Consider the following 17,929-nt stretch of genomic DNA (forward strand, 5'->3'; position numbering starts at 1 on the left):
TGTACTGGATGTGTAAGTTGTAGTATACATACGGCGGTTCGTTGCATTTGTTTATTTAATGTATAGTGGATTCACTCATGGGTAGTTGTAGGTCATTTTTAAAATGGATAATAGCTTGTTTTGTTGTGTCTGCTGGATTTTCAGGTGGTTTAATAGTTCTTACATGATGGTAGAATATCCAGGAACAGTGAAAAACAGTTGGAGAATGTGTGGGAAAGGCAAAGATGTTAGTTAGTTGGTTAATCGGAATCGGTACTTTTTGCATCGCACCGGTTAAATGGGTGACGGCTGCACGTCTTCCTTCATAGCTAGCGCCACCCTCTAAGCAGGCAGCTTTTATTAGTTGTAGAGGTGTTTTCTTTACAAAGAGCTGTCCATTTTGTTCTACTACAATGGTCGAATAATCGATATGTGCTACAGGTAATAAAGCCATTGTACTTTGGTTAATGTCATATTCTGATACTATTACTTTCATTCCTAGAAACTCCTTTTTAGAGGGATGGTTTTACTGGTAATATAAGTTCGAAGATTTACATGTTAGTAGAAGCTTCACGTGTGTAGTAATCAGAGGTTATAGGGGATTACTTTGAATCATCCTCTTTATGAGGTTCAAATTCGCTTTCTACTTCTTTAATGACATTGGGGACGGATCTCGTGTTTACCTAATTATTCCCATTCTTACTAATTTACAAACATTGGGAAATTTGAAGGGATTTAGAACCAGTTGCTGAATATCAATAAAGAACCGCACAAACTGCTTTTCTTCAATACTTTCATTTTCACTCACCCCCTCTTTTATTCTCCAATCGAATCTACAAACATTCATTTTCATTTATTAAATTAATCATCTTTTTTGAAACACGAGGACCGTCCCCGTGTTTCCCCAGTTGTGCCTTAGTTTGTTATGGAAAAAAAGACGGGCCAGGTTTGGATACGTTGTTTTGAGAGCCAGGAGGATTATCCATCTTCACATGTACCATTTAAAGTTCGTGTTTACAAAGGTATAGTTCCTTTTTCCTTAAATATGTTAATATAGTAATAAATTACTAGTAAACACTATCGAAGAGGTGAGTTATATGTACAATGAAATAATTGAATCTACTAGGGAAGAAGTTCTTAGATTACTAGAGCAGCAACAGAGAATAGTTACGGGACTTTTAGATATACCTGGTTTTTTACAGGAAAGAAATGATCAACAGCTTCGTAATTTAGATCAAGATGAAGCGAATTTATGGAACAAGACGTTAGAAGAAGAAGAGTATAAAGTAAATAGATTAGAAATGACGCTCGCAGTAGTTGGGACCATGAAGGCTGGCAAATCTACTACCATCAATGCTATTGTTGGAACCGAGGTTTTGCCAAATCGAAACCAACCAATGACGACGCTGCCTACATTAATAACACACTCCATTGGTCAAGAGATTCCTAAATTGATTTTTCACAAACCTGAACCATTTAACGAATCAATAGAAGGTCTTAAAGATAGTCTCTTGGGATATGTTCAAAAAGGCATGCTGGAACAGTTGAAAGCCAATAGTACTGTTGATGGGTCTAGCTTAATTCGTTCGATAATGGAAGGTGCTTTTACATATATTGAAAAAGAATATAATGGTGTCGATGAAATCTATCATTTTTTAAAAAAATTAAATGATATCTCTCGTCTTTGTGACGAGTTAAATTTGTCTTCTCCTCTGGTTGCATATGACAGTATTGAAGAGTTTCCAACGATATTTGTTGAGTTTTTCCATTTAAAAAATAGTACAAAGGCTCAAGGGCGATTTACACTTATCGATACACCTGGACCAAATGAGGCTGGTGCACGCCATTTGAAAGGGATTTTAAAAGAGCAAATAGAAAAAGCGTCTGCTGTGATGGCCGTCATGGATTATACACAGTTAAATGCTGAAGCAGATGCAGAGGTAAGAGCATCCCTACAAGATGTTGTGGATAATAGCGATGATCGTCTTTACATATTAGTTAATAAATTTGATCAGCGGGATCGCAATGGGATGGATAAGGATGAATTGCAAAAGTATGTCTGTCACCAGCTGTTTAATGGCAAGGTAGAATCAGGCCGTGTTCATCCCGTTTCAAGTAAGTTTGGTTACTTGGCAAATAGAGCTCTAAATGAATTGGAACGACATGGGGAATTGCCAAGCCATACGAATCATGAATGGGTAGCAGACTTTGGTGATTTAGCACTTGGACGAAGATGGGAACAAAAGATAACGGATAGTGAAGAGGTAAAAGATAGTGCAAAAGATCTTTGGGTAGATAGTCTGTTCGAAGAGCCTCTAGACCATGTCATTATGCATGCTTTTAATAACTCGGCGCTCATTAGTATAACATCAGCTATTGATAAAATGCTTAATTATGATAGGCAAATCATTAATACACTAGGATTACGTGAAACGGCTTTACAAAAAAATATGAAGGACTTAAAGAAGCATATTGAAGATTTAAAAGCAGATATCAATGGAATAAAAACAGTAAAAGATGAAGCTCAAAAGTCAGCGACAAAATCGTTAGTGATGATTGAAAACCAGCTTTATAAGCTTTTTCATGAAACTAGCAAGGCACTTAATGATGAAATAGAACATTTCTTTGCGAATGGGAAACTAGAGGAAAGAAAAAAGAAGGAACAGCGTCTTTTATCAAATGAAAAGCTACAGACTAATGGTTTTTTTGGAAATGTGATAGATGCTATTAGTAACTCTTCAAGGTCAAATAACTCGATTAATTTCGATCCTAACTCTCCTAATGTGTTTGATAATGAACGTGAAGCGCAAGAGTTTGTTTCAAAGTTAGCGAGCGTGATTGACTCTGAAAATAAGAACTACTCAAAAGCTGTTCAAAAATCCCTTAATCAATCGGTAATGGCGATGCAAAAAGGTTTGTGGATGAGTATTGAAGAGAAAATCTCTCCAGTCCTGAACCAAGCATCTGAGCGAATGGATGAGGCATTTAATTTAAAGCTTTCCTTCCCAAAACCATCAATAGGAACGTTTAAAATTGATTTTGATGAAATGGAAAAGAGTTCGATTCGAAAAGACAGTGAACAACGCACAGGTACCCGTACTAAGAGAAAATGGTACACACTATTTCTTTATGAACATAAAGAGTCCTATAAGTATTATGAAGATGTTTATAAGGTGGATACACGAAGCATCAAGAAGCAATTCTTAGAAAAATTAACCTATCGCAACAAAGGGCTTCAGGAAGAAATCAAACAATATGTAAATGAAGAGCTCCGTTCTCAAGTAGATCTTTACTTTGAAGGGTTGATGTCCTATTTAGAACGCTTCCGTGGTGATTTATTGGATGCTTTAAAAAACCAACAGTTAAAGGAAGATGAGCTGGTAGCTTTAGTAGATGCCATGAAAGCTGCCAGGCAAGACGCAACCGAACATATTAAAGATTGTGAGCCACTGAAAATAGGCATTAGTGAGCTTAAACCATATAAAGAGTTGGTGAAAAGTTAATGAAGTCAGTTGAAAAAAACACTGAAAATGAGATTCAAGAATTTGTGAATAACCTCCCAATTCTCAAGGAAAAAATGATGGTTGATTTTATTAATGGGTTAGAAGTTTCTAACGATCATCTTCAAGTACGATCAAAAAGAGGGAGTCTCTTCTCACGCTTCTGGGATGGTATTACGGGGACAAGGTTTGAAAGACAACAAAGAGTCGATGAACAATTCCAAAGATCTCTCGAAACGGTAAATATTTGGCTGCAGCAATTACAAGGACATCAATTGGAAACGTATCGTGCGATTACTATTGTTAGCGACAAGCTCTATGAAACCCGTCAAGGAATTGAAAAACTTGTCAAATCACACCTGAAACTTCGTTCAGAGGTGGAAGAACTTGAAGAACGTTTTAACCAGTTTGCTCTGGTATCGAACCAGAAAATGACTAGATTCCAGGAAGAGATAGAGCGGCTAGGTTTACGCCAAAGTGCAATGATTGCTTTAGATAATGTTTTTTACTCGTGGGAATCAGGTACGCGGTTTAGAGGCTTTTCGCCCTTAATTCAATTATTGTTAGTTTTAGAGGAACTATATTGGTCGCCATTTGGTGAATACGATAAATTAGATCCAGAATTCCGAAATCAACTACGGGACAGGTGCATCATTCAGATGAAAAAACTAACAGGTTACAGCGGTAAAACAATTCTTCCAACAAAAACTTGGCTGGAGCATATTACAACTGCTCCAGCATTACAGAAGGAAGCGGTTCAATCCCTACTAGGTCCTGCTCAAAGAGATATTTCATTGTCTCAAATGGTCTTGGTAGCTTCAAAAAGCAATAACCTGATTGAGTTGAAGAAGGGTGCTCCAATTGTTTTGACATCCAGTAGATTAAGTGAGCACCTAATCAAAGAAACGGGGGAACGTCTTTATGCGTAATGGCGCTGGGCAATCGGTTGGTCTCGTTTTATCTGGAGGAGGAGCAAGAGGTGCATACGAAGTTGGTGTAACTAAGTATCTTGCTGAAGCAGGGATCGAGCCAGATTTATTTGCTGGAGCAAGTGTAGGAGCACTTAACGCAGCATTCTTAGCAGCATCTGATTCGATTGAAGCTGGGGCAACACGATTAGAAGGTATTTGGCGGTCTCTTAGTAAGGATAAAATGATAAAAGCAAACCCAAAGTTAATCGGGATGGGTCTCGTTTATTCAGGTTTAAAAGCCTTTATTGGAGCAAGAACGATGATGGGTTTTCATCATCAGTTATTGAACAAGATTGCTTTGGACTCATCAACTAGTAATTATTTAGGTATGCTACTTCGAAGTCCACTTAGGCCAGCGGTAGAAAAGGGTATTCTTGATAATGGTTCGTTAAAATCATTACTAGAGGATCATATTAGCAATGATTTGTTAGATAACGGAAAGCCATTATGGATTTCATTATATGAAAGTAATGGGACAGTTTTGGATCTTCTGGAATTCGTAGGAGCAACGTTAAGGATAAAAAACAATCGTTCTTCTGATTATATTCACTTACAAAGCCTATCGGTAGAAGATAGAAACAATGCCCTGTTAGCAAGCGCTGCTCTGCCACTAGCCTATGATAGTCAACAGATTAATGGCAAAACATATCGAGATGGTGGTCTAGGAGAAGCGAAAATGAGCAAAGGAAACACACCGCTAGAACCCCTTGTTAATGCTGGTTGTACACATGCGATTGTTGTTCATTTAAAACACGGATCATTTTGGGATCGAAAAGAATACGAAAATACTTCCATTATAGAAGTTCGACCAGCAGAAGATTTGTATGCTGAAGGAAAACTATCCAGCCTTATGAATTTTGACGAGAACAAAATCAATTACCTCATCGAAAGAGGATATGAAGATGCCTATCGCTGTATAGGTAACGTCCTGAAAGCTATTAAACTACAAGAATATACCGAAACAACTCGCATTGAAATGCGAGAAAGCCTTATTAGGCTTCAGAATGATTCATTTGAAGAGTGGGTTGGTAAGTTATAGGTTGGATTAAGTACCTTTTCCCGAATTAGGAAACATCGGGAAACATCGGGACGGACCTCGTGTTTCCCTAATTATTCCCATTCGATTAATTTATGGGACGTAGTCCCCTGTCCCAGCAGTTTTCGTTGCTAGTTACCTCCGAATAATCTGATTTCACATGTCTACTTCAGTTTTAAATACATGAAATCCCGAATGGGGATGTAGGGGACAGGTCCCTTGTCCATACCCATGTATGGATATATTGTTTCATTAATGTTCTAAACATGAAGGTGTTGTTGTACTTTTTGTAGGCCACGCTCATCATTATATTAATCTGGTGCAAAAGGGCAGGCAGTTCCTCGTATTATAAGCACCTAGTTAACGAGCTAATTATTTTACGGCTTTAGCCAGTTACACTTACCAAACACGTTTCAGCAGGTTAAAATACTTAATCATAAATAAATATATTATTAAGCTATTAATTTCCTATATTTTCTATTAAAATTAATGTAGAAATATAGGAGGGATTGTAAATGTTTCAGAAAATACTTATTTGGTTTGTACAGAAAGCTTGGCCTATTATTTTAAAGTTTTTAATAAGATATGGTGAGGAAATAATAGCAATTATTGTTACCTTATTAACAAAACAATACAATGAGAGACAAACACAAAAGGCTAAAGAGAATTATGAAAAAGCTACTGAGTACCATAACCACGCAAGATCATCTTCTACCGATGAAGAAAGAAAAGAATATGAATTTAAATCTGATTTTTTTAAGCAGCAAGCTGAAGAGTGTGCAAATGATATTAAGAAAATGGCTGAAATTTTTGAAAATGCGACTAAAAAGACAACGGAATTTGTTAGAGAAAAGACAAAGGAATTTAAAGCTGAAGATATTTTCAAAATTGAAGAGAATGAATTTGAAGTAAAACCAAATAATAACTATTTAGGTATAAAGAAGCCTAACTGATGAGTTCCATTGGATTTTGCATGGAATCCAAGGATTCATAATTCTGTTGCTTTGACCCTAGTATTAAAAGGCACGAAAGTGCTGCGTGGTAGAGTAATAATATAGTTGTTTTTACTGCATATCTCCCTAAGAACAGGTAGTGGTTATCTTATAAGACTTAACAGTGATAGGAAAGGATTGGTTTAATTGGCGAGAAAAACTAGAAGTGACTGTACTGTTGGAACTTTTGAGAAAAAGAATGGTTTACCCCCTGGTACTATTAGAAATTCTGATGGTAGAGATACAAGAAGTGATAAAAAAATAGGCACCATACGAAAAGAGGCAAAAAAATGAGACACGGTGACGGTTCTCGTGTTTTCTCAAATATTTCCAACATGCTGATTGTGACCACTTGATTTTACTACCCTAGCCTTGTTTTTTACCAATGAACACCAATGTATATACCTTGATAAAAAAGCCCTACAGATTAAGACTTTCATAATCTTTTAGGTTTATAAAGCATTCAGTTATTTAGGAAACACCGGGACGGATCTCGTGTTTCCCTAATTACTTCAATTGGTTAAATTATGAGGGACAAGGGAACAGGTCCTTGTCCCACTATTTTTTCCAAAAACTTCTAACGACATAGCATAAAGCACGAAAGTGCATTAGTTTAGTCAGGTTCGTGGATGAATCCTATAAGGGTCTCCTTTTATGTTAAATATTGTGGCATGATGCAGTAGTCGGTCTAATATTGGCAGTTGCTAATAGTTCATCACCAAATATTATCCCCTTATTGAACTTGTTTTCCCAATCAAATTGATGCTGTTTAAAATCGAGAATCTGGTTGATTCGTCCCCATGGTTCCATGATACAAACCATCATAACCAAAAGTAAGTCTGTATCATTTTTCAACAACGAAAAAAAAGACTTTACTAACATTCCTAGGACATTAGTAAAGTCTTTTATGTACAATGCAACTTTATTAAACTTTCAATCTCTTGGGTTGAAATATCAGTTTGGTCTTTTTTGGAATAGAGAGTTAACAAATATATTTCTTTATCGTCTTTTATAACATAATATATTAATCTAAAACCATTAGACTTTCCAACATTTACACTTGTATTAGCAACTCTAACTTTATAACTATGTTCATTTTCGGGAAAATCTAAACCACTTATTTCATCACCTAGAAATATTCCTTCTTCTAACCTAGCTAATACAGGTTCAATGTCATCCATGATTTTTCTATATCGTTTTCTCTTGATGTAGTATCTTATATCTTTTTCAAATTGGTCTGTGGGAATTACCTCATAACACACTATAACTTCCCCTCATCCATATCTGCTTTAATATCTTTCATCATTTTACGCCAGTTCCTTTTTTCCTTTTTCCCTTGACGCATGTTTTTCATTTCTTTGAGAGATTCTTCTAAAGACTTATATGGGCTATAAAGTTGATTAAGAGTAGCACTCATGTCTTCATTCTCCTTTTCTGAACACATACAATCACTCCTTTAACAACATGTTAACAGTTTTTGCGTGTGATTTGTTTAACTATAGTATAACAAATTCATGCAAATTTACAACTCATGTTGGTATAATTTGTAGTTAAATGTAATATACTGTACATTCTTGAGTTAATAATATTTAATTCGACATAAAAGGTGGCAACATTCTTAGTTTTTGGTGTCGGTCACCACCCAAATTTTCTTGTTTCACAGAAATATTTCACAAGTTATTTTTTGGGAAGGGTTTAAACTATTTCAGATAGAGTTTTAAGAGATAAATACCGATACATTGAGGAGCTAGGGGACAGGTTCCTTGTCCCAAATTAGAAGGCTAGGGAGATGGATTCTCCTGGCATTTCTTCTACTTCTTGTCGATGCTTTTCTAAATCCAGGTTTAACACCTTTGAAAGGTGAAACAAGGTGTTGCTACCAGGAGTTGGTGCCCCTCGTTCAATTTTTCCTATGCTATAGCTTTTTGACTATTTATATCGATCAATTCCAGCTAAATAGATTTCTACTATTTTTAGCACATCCTGTTGCACATCATATGGTTGTCCAGCAATTTTTTCGACGATTTCAATTACTATTTCAGTACTAACATTCTTAGCAAGAAGCTCTGAATAGCTCAATAATTCTGCAAAAATAGTATCAAGAGCAGAAGCAATTTTTTTCAGAACATCAATTGTAACTGACTTTTCCCCCGTTCCACAATTCCAATATAGTTAGTTGAAACAGAAGTTAATTCTGCTAATCTTACTTGACTTATCCCTTTTTCGTTTCGAATCTTCCGAATTCTTGAGCAAATAACTTTTCGATTATACATGAAATCACCTCTAGTCTTAGTTAATCCTAGAGATGGTAATAGGTTAACAAACTATAGCGAGTATTTTTTTCGTATTACACACTATAGAGTATGTAACTGTAATTTTAGTATTTTCTACTTTGTAATAGTAAATATGTCGAAAAGTAGAATGGGAGTAGCCTTTTACTTTGCTGCTGTGCACCGCCTGAAAGGGAACTAGAGGAGGCAATCCTTGTGTTTTCAGCTATTGCAACAAAGAATCTCGGGTAATATCTTTACTGGTTTAGATTTATACCATTCGTAAAGTAGACTAAAAAAGCAACTCCCTCATAAGAGCTAGATTTGAATAGTTTGGATGATCTTGCGATACATCGTTTCCGCTTCTAATTTCTATTTCCTTCTCTAGCTCATGTAACTCCTGGTAATACGTTTGGTACAGCTTTTTAGTAAGGATGCCATAGTAATAGGCAATAGGATTATGCACCTTATGTAGTTTACCTTTTCGTATCATTTGCTTAAAGGATTCAATTGATAGATCAAGCACAGTACCTTGTTCATTTTCACGGTTATTCCGATAGGCAGCAACATCTGTCATTTTCCAATATTCTTCGATTGTCTTGGCATCTGGGAAAAAGCATTTTGCTAAATCTACAAATGTCTTAGGTACACGATCATTCGTATATGTGTAATCTAGCTCAGCGTCATTACGTTTAGTATTATTAATTTGTTTAGTTTTAGAAAGATTGCTAGTTTCTTGGTGGTTCACTTTTTCCGTTTTAGGTGGTTCATTTTGCGGAAAATGATTGAAAATATACAAATTGCTAGACTGTGAACCGTTCTTACGCTCCGTCTCATGCACAGAAAAAATCCCAATCTTGATAGCCTTTTGAATCATCCGCTTAAACGTCGAACGAGAAATACCTTGTCCATTGTAATTCTCATGAATCGCTTTTAAGATCGTTCCGATTCTTGCATTACATACACCAGGATACTTTGCAGCAAACCGAACTAACCTCTTAAATCCAACCAATTCACCTTTCGAAAACTCTCTTTTATGTGATACCATCCACATTTCAATATGACTATTAAACTCCTCTAAACAACTAAACTGTGAAAGCTCTTTATAATTCTCTGTGCTTGCAGATTTAAATTTCATGCTATTACACCACCCTTTCACACTAGTTATAGGAGTTAGAGGTGGAAAAGGTGGCATGGAGATAAAAAATTTTTTCTAGTGTTGAAATCTACCTTTCTAGATATTTCACTCTACATAGATAGAGAACTGTTTGTTATTCTTTTTCTTTTTCTTTTTGTCCCCTTATCGTATAGCGAGTCGGTCACGTATCGTCATCGACTTACCAACCTAACTTCCAGCTAAAATCTTGTTTTTAAAAAAGCTTTAACTTCATGCCACCTTTTTGCACCTTCGTCCCTATAACTAGGGTGAAAGGAGGTGAGAGACATGGCACAAACGTACTTACAGGATGTACAGCTTCGATTAGTGTTAGAAAATGGAGTTGATGGTGAAGGGAAGCCGCAATTAAAGAGTAAAAATTACAACAACATCAAACCAGATGCAACAGCTGAACAACTTTTTGCAGTAGCGCAGGCGATTGTAGGTCTACAAACGTTACCACTTAACACGATTGAGAAAAATGATTCCTTCGTTTTAGGAGAGTAATCAATGAAAAATCTTAAAGAAAGGAGGTAAGAATAATGGCAAAGGTATTAGAAATGCAGTTTACAAACTTAGTAGGTAAGCTTGCAAAAATTACGATTGAAAACCCAATTGAACCAATCGATGCAGCTGCTGTATCAGCCGCAATGGATACAATTGTTGCTAATGATGTTTTCACAAGCTCAGGTGGTGGGTTTGTTGCGAAACACAGTGCTCGCGTTGTTGAGCGTAATGTATCAGATGTTGAATTAGCGTAATAGGGAGAGGCATCCTTCTAGTGAGGGGTGGCTCTTTTTTCATAGTATCTTGTGGAAATATCTGAAGTATTAGATTCAAGGTGGTTTATTAGAATTGGAAGGCATTCAGGAAATTAAATCAGATAAAGAAAGGAAGAAACCCGGCCTGATATTTTCAGCCGAATTATTGAAAAGGGAGTAATTCATTTAGATGGAAGGATTATCTACCATTTGAAGTTTGGGACGCAGCTCACTGCATATGGAAAGGCGTGATGGCTTGGCGGTTGAAGAAGAAGGGAAGCCGTGAAAAAGAAAAATGAATATAGGTACAAAATAGCCCACCGAGTTAGCATATTTATTTTTATATAGCTACTTGGTGGGTTTTCTTTTCTTGAAAGGTAAGAAAGTTTAAAACTTTTACCTAGTTTTGGTATACAGCTCCAGGCTTCATCGGCTCGAGGTCATAAGCCAATCCGTCCGGAAGGTTAAAGAACAACCTTCCAGCCAGCTCGTCTTATGCTTGTCAAAGGTAGGCGGGCGCCTTGCGCTTTTCTTAAAAGGTAAGAAAGTACAAAATTTGAACCTAGTTTTTGTGTCTAGCTCCGAGCGCCAGAGACTAGTGGACTTCCCTCGCCTCCCTACGATAAGTCAACATCGGATCGCTGTCGCCCTCCGTGTTTCCTTTATCTCACCTTAAGGGGCAGTAGGACCTCAACCTTGAATTTAGGAGAATCCTAAGAAGTTTCACTGAGGAATTAACTGCCCCTAAAGGTCAGATAAGTTCAACTAACAATCAGTGGAAAGTCCCCACTGATTGAAGTTTCACTTTATCTCAGTCGGCTCAGTCCAGTCCATACGTGGCTGAACGGGCACTCTGCGCTTTTCTTGTTTAAAAATAGGTTTTCCAATTAACGTCAAAGCCCATAATTGTTGATATATCGGTAAATGGAACAGATGTAAATTTATTTTGATAACTATTGAACAACTTATCCAAGGAGCTTTTTAGTTCTTTGTGTTCTTTTTTAGGAAGTACTAATTTTAATAAAGCAAACATCGTAAATAATCTACCATCTAGCAAATGGCCAGGAATAGACAATAATTGAGAGTTGTGTCTAGTTCTTGTTTGATGGTGCAACTTGAAATTATAAAGCCTTTCTTCATGTGCACACAAATTTCTATTCAAATTAGCAATTTTTATAACATCTACAATTGATTCTTTCGGAATTTGGAATGTTGCACCATAATCCCTTTTAAATTGTAAGGAGAAGTCTTTAGCAATCTTGTCCTTTAAAGAATCGTCTATAGCTTGATAAAAATTAGAAATGTTTCCTAGGGTTAAATCGTTTACTAAAACCCATAAAGGTACGTTGCCATGCACAGATAAATAATGCTTAATAGAATTGTTATTTCTCTCCTTAGACTTATGCTTTATTTTATTTGATATGATAGCAATAAGGTCTAGGACCTGGTTCATGTTCGAAGTCGAGTAGTTTTTAAATAGGAGATATGCATGAGGTTCCTTAAATTTTTCACTAAATCGGTAAGAAATTTTGGACTTCATGCTGTTTTCGAAGATTAACAGGTATTTTAAGAATAAATTTCGAAGCTCTCGATCAAATGTGAATAGACTATATATTTCTTCAATGGTGGTATTTTGTATATAAGTTTCAGGGGTAACTGCTTGTCCGTTTTGATTTTTAACCAGAAATAAATCCTTATATCCATTTATTACATTGTAGTAATTTTCTCTTTCGAAAATACGCATAGCAGTGGATCCGTTGTCGATGGTTAGACCTCTCCCTCGCAAAATGGAGATTTGCTGACGGTGTGTTTGGAACGGTTTCATTACTTTTCACCCCATAAAAATAGCCCAGTCCTCGGAAGGAACATGGGCCTGATCACTAAGATCATTATATTATATGCACTAATGACTGTCAATAAACATGAATTTGAAATATTCCCCAAAAATAGGCTTTATTCTTAGAGGGACCTAGGGAGCAGGTCCTTGTCCCAGTCCCATATACAGGAAACTCCGGGACGGATCTCGTGTTTACCTAATTATTTCCATTTATCTAATTTATAAAATTTCTGGTTGTCTTTCAAAAATATAAAATTAAATCTGGAATGACCGTATATGCTTGGTGTCTGATAAGTAATCATGTGCATCTCTGTAAGATATATTCACCAAAATCAAGTAAAAGCTAGGATGATACAACAGCCTGATGAATGGAGATGGAGTAGCTGTCGTGAATACTATGGTAAAAACACCTGCCCCAAAAACTCAGTGGATTGTCATTATGTTTTAAGAATCTTTTCTACTGATCGTGCTAATGCTATAAAATTATTTAAAGAATTTAATGAAAGAAAAAATAACGATCAATGTCTAGACGATAGAGTGGAAAAAATAGATTAACAGATGAAGAGGCAAGAAGGGAAATAAAGAAACTGCTAGGTCCAATTGAAATTGCCCAAGGTAAGAGTTTTCCTAAAGATAAAAAAATGAAGTGTTGCGCAAAGTTAAGAGGACTAATGGATTATCACAACGCCAGGCTGCAAGGATTTTTGGAATTTCACTGAGTCTTATTTTTAAAGCATAATTGGTAACGTGGAAACACGGGAATCGTGACCTGCACCCCTTATAGTAGATGTTAAAGAAACCCCCAGATGGGCATCATTGATATAAGGGGTGATTTATTATGAGTAAAAAAGGTCAAAAATTAAATAATCATACGTTCGAAATTAAATTGGAAGCGATAAACTTAAAAGAATCAGGTCTTTCTTATAGTCAAATTGCAAACAAATTAAACGTTAGCGTGGGAACTATTAAGACATGGTGGTTTAGATACAGAAAAGTAGGAGAATCATTCTATTTAGATAATAAAAGACGAAAAGAAGAGTATACAGATCAAGAACAATACATTAGAAAATTAGAAATGGAGAATGCTGTCCTAAAAAAGTTTCAGGAAATCTTGATGAAGGAGGGAAAAAGTTAAAATTCCAGGTTGTAGACGTTTTAAGGAATCGATTTACCATAACAGAACTTTGTGATTTTCTTAAGGTATCAGTAAGTGGATACTATAAATATAAGAAATATATTAAGACAGATAAAGAGGCTGAATTGAAAGAATTAATTTTAAAATTATATGAGGATTCAGATAAACAATGGGGATATCGGCGTATACACATGGAACTTCAAGAAGAGTATCAAATGGAAATTAATCATAAGAAAGTTTATAGGCTTTGTAGAGAACTCAAGATTCAATCAATCATTCGGAAAAAGCCAAACTATAAGAATTATAATCAGTATAAACGGATAGAAACTGACAGGATAGCTCCAAATATTTTAAATAGAGATTTTTCGGCCAATAAGCATAATGAAAAGTGGGTTACAGACATTACTACTTTCCAAATTGGAGAAGCGAACTTACATTTATCTGCGATAATGGATTTATATAATAACCAAGTCATTGCATATCAAATGGATAGGAGTACTGAAACAAATTTTGTGATAAAAACAGTTTACGAAGCTGTGCAAAAAGAAAAGGATGTGCAAGGTCTAATTCTCCATAGCGATCGGGGAGGACAATACACATCCAAACTTTATCAAGACACACTTGAATCGTATGAAATTCAATTAAGTATGTCACGCCCAGGCAATCCATTTGATAATGCCTGTATTGAGAGCTTCTTTTCCCATCTAAAGACTGAAGCTTTTCATCCTTATTCTTCCAAAGTATCGAAGAATTAGAAGCGAAAATACATCAATATATAAATAATTATAACAATACAAGGAGACAGAAACGGTTAAATCGACAATCTCCTGTAAACTTTCAGATCCAACAATTCACTGAAGGAAATGGGTCCCTATAAAATGAACGTTGTATACAAATTAAATGCACCACTTGATGTGAAGCAACGCATGATACTCTTTTTGGGGAGCTAGATGTGGTTGACATCTGCTTCCTAGCTCGAGTATCATGCGTGACGAGGCTCCATGTCAAGTGATCATACTGAATGGAGTACACAAATTTAGAAAGAGGGAGCCATTTCCTTAGAAACCGCTCCGTTTTTTTTACATCACCACTTTTAGGAGGCTTGACCACCGTCCCCGTGTTTCTTCCCGTGTTTCTCGTAGTAGACAAACATTGTTCAGTTAAGTTGCAAAGTCACTAAGTAATACTTATAATGAAAGTAATACTCATAATAAAAGTAAGAGGTGAAGTTAAAATGGAATTAGTAAGTGGGAAGATGACGAGTAAAGGACAAATAACAATACCAAAAGAACTAAGAGAAAAGCTGGGTTTAAGTGAGGGTGATCAATTTAAATTTCTAATAGAAAACGATGAAGTAAGAATAAAGCCGGTTAAGAAAAAATTATTGAGTCAAGCAATTGGAAGAATTGCTTCTAAAGAGGAAATCGACCTTGAAAAAATGAGAGAAGTTGCTCATAAAGAAGCATCTAAACATACTCTATCAGAGGGTATCGAATATGAATAGATTCCTAGTCGATACAAATGTTCTAATACGATTACTAGTCAAAGATGATCCAATTAAATTTAATACAATAGTGAAACTTGTTGAGAAGGTTGAAAAAAATGAATTAACATTAGTGATTCCAACTGTGGTAATCGCTGAATGTTGTTGGCTGTTAAAATCTTACTATAAGTTGGAAAAATATAAAATAACCGAATATTTATTAGATATAATTGAATCAGAAAATGTTGACGTAGAGGAAGACAATGTAATCAATGCACTGAAAATGTACTCGGAAAAGAATGTTGATTTTGCTGATGCATTAATTTCGAGCAAATCTAATAGTAAACTTGCTATATTAACTTGGGATAAAAAAGATTTTAAAAAGTTGGAATGCGAATTTTATATTCCAGAAGAATTATTATAGAGGGAAACGCCGGGACGGATCCAATGTCATTAACTTAAGATTCCATAATATGTAAGTCTAGGGAATGGGGTTGCTTCCTTTATTATCGTAAATAGGTCAAAATTGCCTTGACATTTCAAAAATGCCACCATAATCGACTTGAATACCAGTTTTTGGTATATCAAATGAGAAATGGTGGTTTTTTTTATGAAAAATAGTAAGTTTTTAGAGGCTGTCGAAGTTGTACAAAAGGTATTGGATGATTTCATCTTCATGTGCGAGGCAAGGGCGAAACTTACTTACTTCACTAGGGAGGGAAAAAATAAGCTGAATTTTAAATTGACAATCTTATTTTTGCTTAATTTTGTGAGAAAAAGTCTACAATTTGAACTTGATGATTTTTTTAATCTATTTTTAGAGGGTGAATCGAAGATTAGTAAACAAGGGTTTACTGCCGCTAGGAGAAAGATCAAGCCGAAGGCTCTTATTCAGTTACACCAAATACTCGTTGACTGGTTTTACAATCAAAACGACTTTAAAACATTTATGGGATATCGCTTGTGCGCTATTGATGCATCGATTCTTGAAATTAATAACTCCAAAAAATTAAGGGACACCTATAGTTCTTCGTAAAGGCACTTCGGTTGAGCTTGCGAGAGCTAAGGCATCCTGTATCTATGATATCGAAAATAATATGATAATAAAAGCACTAATTTCAAAATATACCACTAGTGAGCGAGATGCAGCGAAACAATTAATCGAATCGTTAAAGATTAGTGGTTTGAAAAATGATCTCTTTTTATTTGATCGGGGTTACCCATCTTTTGATTTCTTCTTATATCTTATGGATGCTGGAGTTAAGTTTGTGATCCGAATCCCAAGCAACAGTTATAGAGGATATATGAAACCGAACATACATGATCAACTCTTGGAGATGAAATCGAACGGAAAAAAGATTCAAATACGAGGTTTAAGAATTTTTTTTAGATTCCGGAGTAGAAGAAATATTATTTACCAATCTTTTCGAGGAAACTTTTGATATACCTGCATTCAAAGCTCTTTATTTTAAACGCTGGGGGATTGAAACAAAGTATGATGAATTAAAGAATAAGCTGCAGATTCAAAAATTCATTGGCGATGATCAAGCCGTAATCGAACAGGATTTTTATGCGACTATCTTTCTATCGAATATGACATCACTGGTCCAACAAGAGGCTGACGAAATCATATACAATGACCAACTGCACAAGAACCTGAAATATGATTGTGTTGTAAACAGAAACATTTTAATAGGAAAATTAAAAAATAATCGCTAAATTGCAATACTAAATGCATAATTTTTTATAAAAAGCATCTAAGATAGCAATTTTTCTTGAAAATGCAGTGATATCAAGGACTTATCCCGGTTTTGATCATTGGGGGTTTTATATTCCACTCCATTTTTTTCCTTTTGTTGGCATGGCTTTTTGTAGTCTTGGAGGAGAGTTTGTCAAGAGGAAGAGCGTAGCGGCTCTTGATAAACTCTCCTCCAAGACTTATTCTATCTGACCAACAAAAGGAAAAATTAAGCTACACTATGTAGTTCACGATCTATACATTGCTCAGGTGTTTGGTAGCCTAGTATTTTTCTAGGTCGATTATTAATAGCGTCTGTGTACATTTGTAAGTCGCTATAAGTAAGAGTTCTTAGTGACTCTCCTTTTGGTATGAACTCCCTTAAAAGTCCGTTGTGTCGCTCATTTGTGCCTTTTTCCCATGAAGCAAAAGCGTGCGTAAAGAACACTTGTACGGCTGGTTCTTTTTCTTCAATAAGAGAAAGTGTAGAAAACTCTGATCCATTATCAGTTGTAAGTGATTTGAAATCTTCTAATCCATGTTTCTTCATCAATTGTAAGGTTGCAGCTTGAACTGTTTCCGCATCTTTACCCCAAATCTTTTTCGTCAAGAGGAAGCGAGATTTCCTCTCAACCATTGTCAAAATAACTGGTTCTCCTTTTGTCTTTTTACCAATTACCAGGTCAACTTCCCAATGACCAGTTTCTTCTCGTGAAAGTACAGAGGCGTCTCTTTCTTCTATACTTCGACCGAGATGTTTTGTATTTTTACCTTTTGGCTCAGAAGGTTGTTTCTTTCGTGGCCGCATCCGCGTTTTCATTGGTAAATCAATATTACGGATAGATAGAACGCCTTGACCAATTAACGTATAAACCGTCTTCGTACAAGGTACATGTTCATCTGGATGGTCCTTTCGATACGTGTGGACAAAGGTATCAATACTATGTTCACGTGGCTGTTTCTTAGTAGAAATGATGGCCTTTGGTAATTCCTTAAAGAAACCCTCCGAGTATTTATGGAAGTCTTTTGCATGACATGATTGCCTGTTTTCATGATAAACACGTGCTCCGG

22 protein-coding genes are annotated in these 17,929 nt (G+C 35.7%); 13 read left to right on the top strand and 9 right to left on the bottom strand.

Features of this window, described 5'->3' with window-relative positions:
• Positions 1-55 precede the first annotated feature (55 nt).
• Positions 56-475, bottom strand: coding sequence for a competence protein ComK (locus tag PY093_RS18795; protein ID WP_275647337.1), 420 nt, complete (start codon positions 473-475; stop codon positions 56-58).
• Between the two features lie 601 nt (positions 476-1,076).
• On the opposite strand from PY093_RS18795, the gene PY093_RS18800 reads away from it, so the two are divergent.
• From PY093_RS18800 to PY093_RS18815, 4 genes are all read left to right on the top strand, one after another.
• Positions 1,077-3,482 (top strand): dynamin family protein, encoded by a 2,406-nt coding sequence (locus PY093_RS18800; RefSeq protein WP_275647338.1) that lies wholly within the window; start codon positions 1,077-1,079, stop codon positions 3,480-3,482.
• Positions 3,482-4,408: a diguanylate cyclase regulator RdcB family protein gene (locus PY093_RS18805; RefSeq protein WP_275647339.1), complete on the top strand. Its 927-nt coding sequence runs from the start codon at positions 3,482-3,484 to the stop codon at positions 4,406-4,408. Before PY093_RS18800 ends, PY093_RS18805 begins: the two co-directional genes overlap by 1 nt.
• Positions 4,401-5,489 carry a patatin-like phospholipase family protein gene (locus PY093_RS18810; protein ID WP_275647340.1) on the top strand — a complete coding sequence of 363 codons (1,089 nt, stop codon included), beginning with the start codon at positions 4,401-4,403 and terminating at the stop codon, positions 5,487-5,489. The genes PY093_RS18805 and PY093_RS18810 overlap by 8 nt, the downstream gene beginning before the upstream one ends.
• 512 nt (positions 5,490-6,001) lie before the next feature.
• Positions 6,002-6,439 (top strand): hypothetical protein, encoded by a 438-nt coding sequence (locus PY093_RS18815; RefSeq protein ID WP_275647341.1) that lies wholly within the window; start codon positions 6,002-6,004, stop codon positions 6,437-6,439.
• A gap of 696 nt (positions 6,440-7,135) precedes the next feature.
• On the opposite strand, the gene PY093_RS18820 is transcribed toward PY093_RS18815, so the two are convergent.
• From PY093_RS18820 to PY093_RS18845, 6 genes are all read right to left on the bottom strand, one after another.
• Positions 7,136-7,288: a hypothetical protein gene (locus PY093_RS18820; RefSeq protein ID WP_481769321.1), complete on the bottom strand. Its 153-nt coding sequence runs from the start codon at positions 7,286-7,288 to the stop codon at positions 7,136-7,138.
• A gap of 95 nt (positions 7,289-7,383) precedes the next feature.
• Complete coding sequence (locus PY093_RS18825; protein WP_275647342.1) at positions 7,384-7,740, bottom strand: type II toxin-antitoxin system RelE/ParE family toxin; 357 nt, start codon at positions 7,738-7,740, stop codon at positions 7,384-7,386.
• Positions 7,740-7,922 carry a hypothetical protein gene (locus PY093_RS18830; protein ID WP_275647343.1) on the bottom strand — a complete coding sequence of 61 codons (183 nt, stop codon included), beginning with the start codon at positions 7,920-7,922 and terminating at the stop codon, positions 7,740-7,742. The genes PY093_RS18825 and PY093_RS18830 overlap by 1 nt, the downstream gene beginning before the upstream one ends.
• Positions 7,923-8,407: 485 nt before the next feature.
• Positions 8,408-8,557, bottom strand: coding sequence for a hypothetical protein (locus PY093_RS18835; RefSeq protein WP_275647344.1), 150 nt, complete (start codon positions 8,555-8,557; stop codon positions 8,408-8,410).
• Positions 8,558-8,598: 41 nt separating this feature from the next.
• A complete protein-coding gene (locus PY093_RS18840) occupies positions 8,599-8,751 on the bottom strand; it encodes a helix-turn-helix domain-containing protein (protein WP_275647345.1) in 153 nt (50 codons plus the stop codon).
• 289 nt (positions 8,752-9,040) lie between these two features.
• Complete coding sequence (locus PY093_RS18845) at positions 9,041-9,886, bottom strand: hypothetical protein (protein WP_275647346.1); 846 nt, start codon at positions 9,884-9,886, stop codon at positions 9,041-9,043.
• Between the two features lie 306 nt (positions 9,887-10,192).
• Between PY093_RS18845 and PY093_RS18850 the strand changes: the two genes are divergently transcribed.
• Positions 10,193-10,411 carry a DUF1659 domain-containing protein gene (locus PY093_RS18850; protein WP_275647347.1) on the top strand — a complete coding sequence of 73 codons (219 nt, stop codon included), beginning with the start codon at positions 10,193-10,195 and terminating at the stop codon, positions 10,409-10,411.
• A 35-nt stretch (positions 10,412-10,446) separates the two neighbouring features.
• Positions 10,447-10,665 (top strand): DUF2922 domain-containing protein, encoded by a 219-nt coding sequence (locus PY093_RS18855; protein WP_275647348.1) that lies wholly within the window; start codon positions 10,447-10,449, stop codon positions 10,663-10,665.
• Between the two features lie 868 nt (positions 10,666-11,533).
• Here the strand turns inward: PY093_RS18855 and PY093_RS18860 are convergent.
• The gene (locus PY093_RS18860; RefSeq protein ID WP_275647349.1) at positions 11,534-12,490 is read right to left on the bottom strand and encodes an Abi family protein; all 957 of its coding nucleotides are present in this window, start codon (positions 12,488-12,490) and stop codon (positions 11,534-11,536) included.
• Positions 12,491-13,340: 850 nt separating this feature from the next.
• Between PY093_RS18860 and PY093_RS18865 the strand changes: the two genes are divergently transcribed.
• From PY093_RS18865 to PY093_RS21490, 7 genes are all read left to right on the top strand, one after another.
• Positions 13,341-13,637, top strand: a complete 297-nt coding sequence (locus tag PY093_RS18865) for a helix-turn-helix domain-containing protein (protein ID WP_275647350.1) — start codon at positions 13,341-13,343, stop codon at positions 13,635-13,637.
• Positions 13,571-14,392 (top strand): IS3 family transposase, encoded by an 822-nt coding sequence (locus PY093_RS18870; protein WP_275647356.1) that lies wholly within the window; start codon positions 13,571-13,573, stop codon positions 14,390-14,392. Before PY093_RS18865 ends, PY093_RS18870 begins: the two co-directional genes overlap by 67 nt.
• Before the next feature lie 20 nt (positions 14,393-14,412).
• Positions 14,413-14,514 carry a hypothetical protein gene (locus PY093_RS21485; RefSeq protein ID WP_481769322.1) on the top strand — a complete coding sequence of 34 codons (102 nt, stop codon included), beginning with the start codon at positions 14,413-14,415 and terminating at the stop codon, positions 14,512-14,514.
• A gap of 357 nt (positions 14,515-14,871) precedes the next feature.
• Complete coding sequence (locus PY093_RS18875) at positions 14,872-15,141, top strand: AbrB/MazE/SpoVT family DNA-binding domain-containing protein (protein ID WP_275647351.1); 270 nt, start codon at positions 14,872-14,874, stop codon at positions 15,139-15,141.
• Positions 15,134-15,544, top strand: coding sequence for a PIN domain-containing protein (locus PY093_RS18880; RefSeq protein WP_275647352.1), 411 nt, complete (start codon positions 15,134-15,136; stop codon positions 15,542-15,544). Before PY093_RS18875 ends, PY093_RS18880 begins: the two co-directional genes overlap by 8 nt.
• Before the next feature lie 186 nt (positions 15,545-15,730).
• Entirely contained in the window at positions 15,731-16,156 is a 426-nt protein-coding gene (locus PY093_RS18885; RefSeq protein ID WP_275647353.1) for a hypothetical protein, read from the top strand.
• A 40-nt stretch (positions 16,157-16,196) separates the two neighbouring features.
• Complete coding sequence (locus tag PY093_RS21490; RefSeq protein WP_481769323.1) at positions 16,197-16,562, top strand: transposase; 366 nt, start codon at positions 16,197-16,199, stop codon at positions 16,560-16,562.
• A gap of 525 nt (positions 16,563-17,087) precedes the next feature.
• Here PY093_RS21490 and PY093_RS18890 read toward each other — a convergent pair.
• On the bottom strand, positions 17,088-17,929 hold an 842-nt coding region (locus PY093_RS18890; RefSeq protein ID WP_275647354.1), incomplete at its 5' end, for an IS30 family transposase.

The organism is Cytobacillus sp. S13-E01, assembly GCF_029193815.1.
Lineage (GTDB): Bacteria > Bacillota > Bacilli > Bacillales > Bacillaceae_L > Bacillus_BV.

Bases quoted from the DNA above. Each gene is read 5' to 3' on its own strand.
- PY093_RS18795 (WP_275647337.1), bottom strand. From the start codon at position 475: ATGAAAGTAATAGTATCAGAATATGACATTAACCAAAGTACAATGGCT.
- PY093_RS18800 (WP_275647338.1), top strand. From the start codon at position 1,077: ATGTACAATGAAATAATTGAATCTACTAGGGAAGAAGTTCTTAGATTA.
- PY093_RS18805 (WP_275647339.1), top strand. From the start codon at position 3,482: ATGAAGTCAGTTGAAAAAAACACTGAAAATGAGATTCAAGAATTTGTG.
- PY093_RS18810 (WP_275647340.1), top strand. From the start codon at position 4,401: ATGCGTAATGGCGCTGGGCAATCGGTTGGTCTCGTTTTATCTGGAGGA.
- PY093_RS18815 (WP_275647341.1), top strand. From the start codon at position 6,002: ATGTTTCAGAAAATACTTATTTGGTTTGTACAGAAAGCTTGGCCTATT.
- PY093_RS18820 (WP_481769321.1), bottom strand. From the start codon at position 7,288: ATGGAACCATGGGGACGAATCAACCAGATTCTCGATTTTAAACAGCAT.
- PY093_RS18830 (WP_275647343.1), bottom strand. From the start codon at position 7,922: ATGTGTTCAGAAAAGGAGAATGAAGACATGAGTGCTACTCTTAATCAA.
- PY093_RS18840 (WP_275647345.1), bottom strand. From the start codon at position 8,751: ATGTATAATCGAAAAGTTATTTGCTCAAGAATTCGGAAGATTCGAAAC.
- PY093_RS18845 (WP_275647346.1), bottom strand. From the start codon at position 9,886: ATGAAATTTAAATCTGCAAGCACAGAGAATTATAAAGAGCTTTCACAG.
- PY093_RS18850 (WP_275647347.1), top strand. From the start codon at position 10,193: ATGGCACAAACGTACTTACAGGATGTACAGCTTCGATTAGTGTTAGAA.
- PY093_RS18855 (WP_275647348.1), top strand. From the start codon at position 10,447: ATGGCAAAGGTATTAGAAATGCAGTTTACAAACTTAGTAGGTAAGCTT.
- PY093_RS18860 (WP_275647349.1), bottom strand. From the start codon at position 12,490: ATGAAACCGTTCCAAACACACCGTCAGCAAATCTCCATTTTGCGAGGG.
- PY093_RS18865 (WP_275647350.1), top strand. From the start codon at position 13,341: ATGAGTAAAAAAGGTCAAAAATTAAATAATCATACGTTCGAAATTAAA.
- PY093_RS18875 (WP_275647351.1), top strand. From the start codon at position 14,872: ATGGAATTAGTAAGTGGGAAGATGACGAGTAAAGGACAAATAACAATA.
- PY093_RS18880 (WP_275647352.1), top strand. From the start codon at position 15,134: ATGAATAGATTCCTAGTCGATACAAATGTTCTAATACGATTACTAGTC.
- PY093_RS18885 (WP_275647353.1), top strand. From the start codon at position 15,731: ATGAAAAATAGTAAGTTTTTAGAGGCTGTCGAAGTTGTACAAAAGGTA.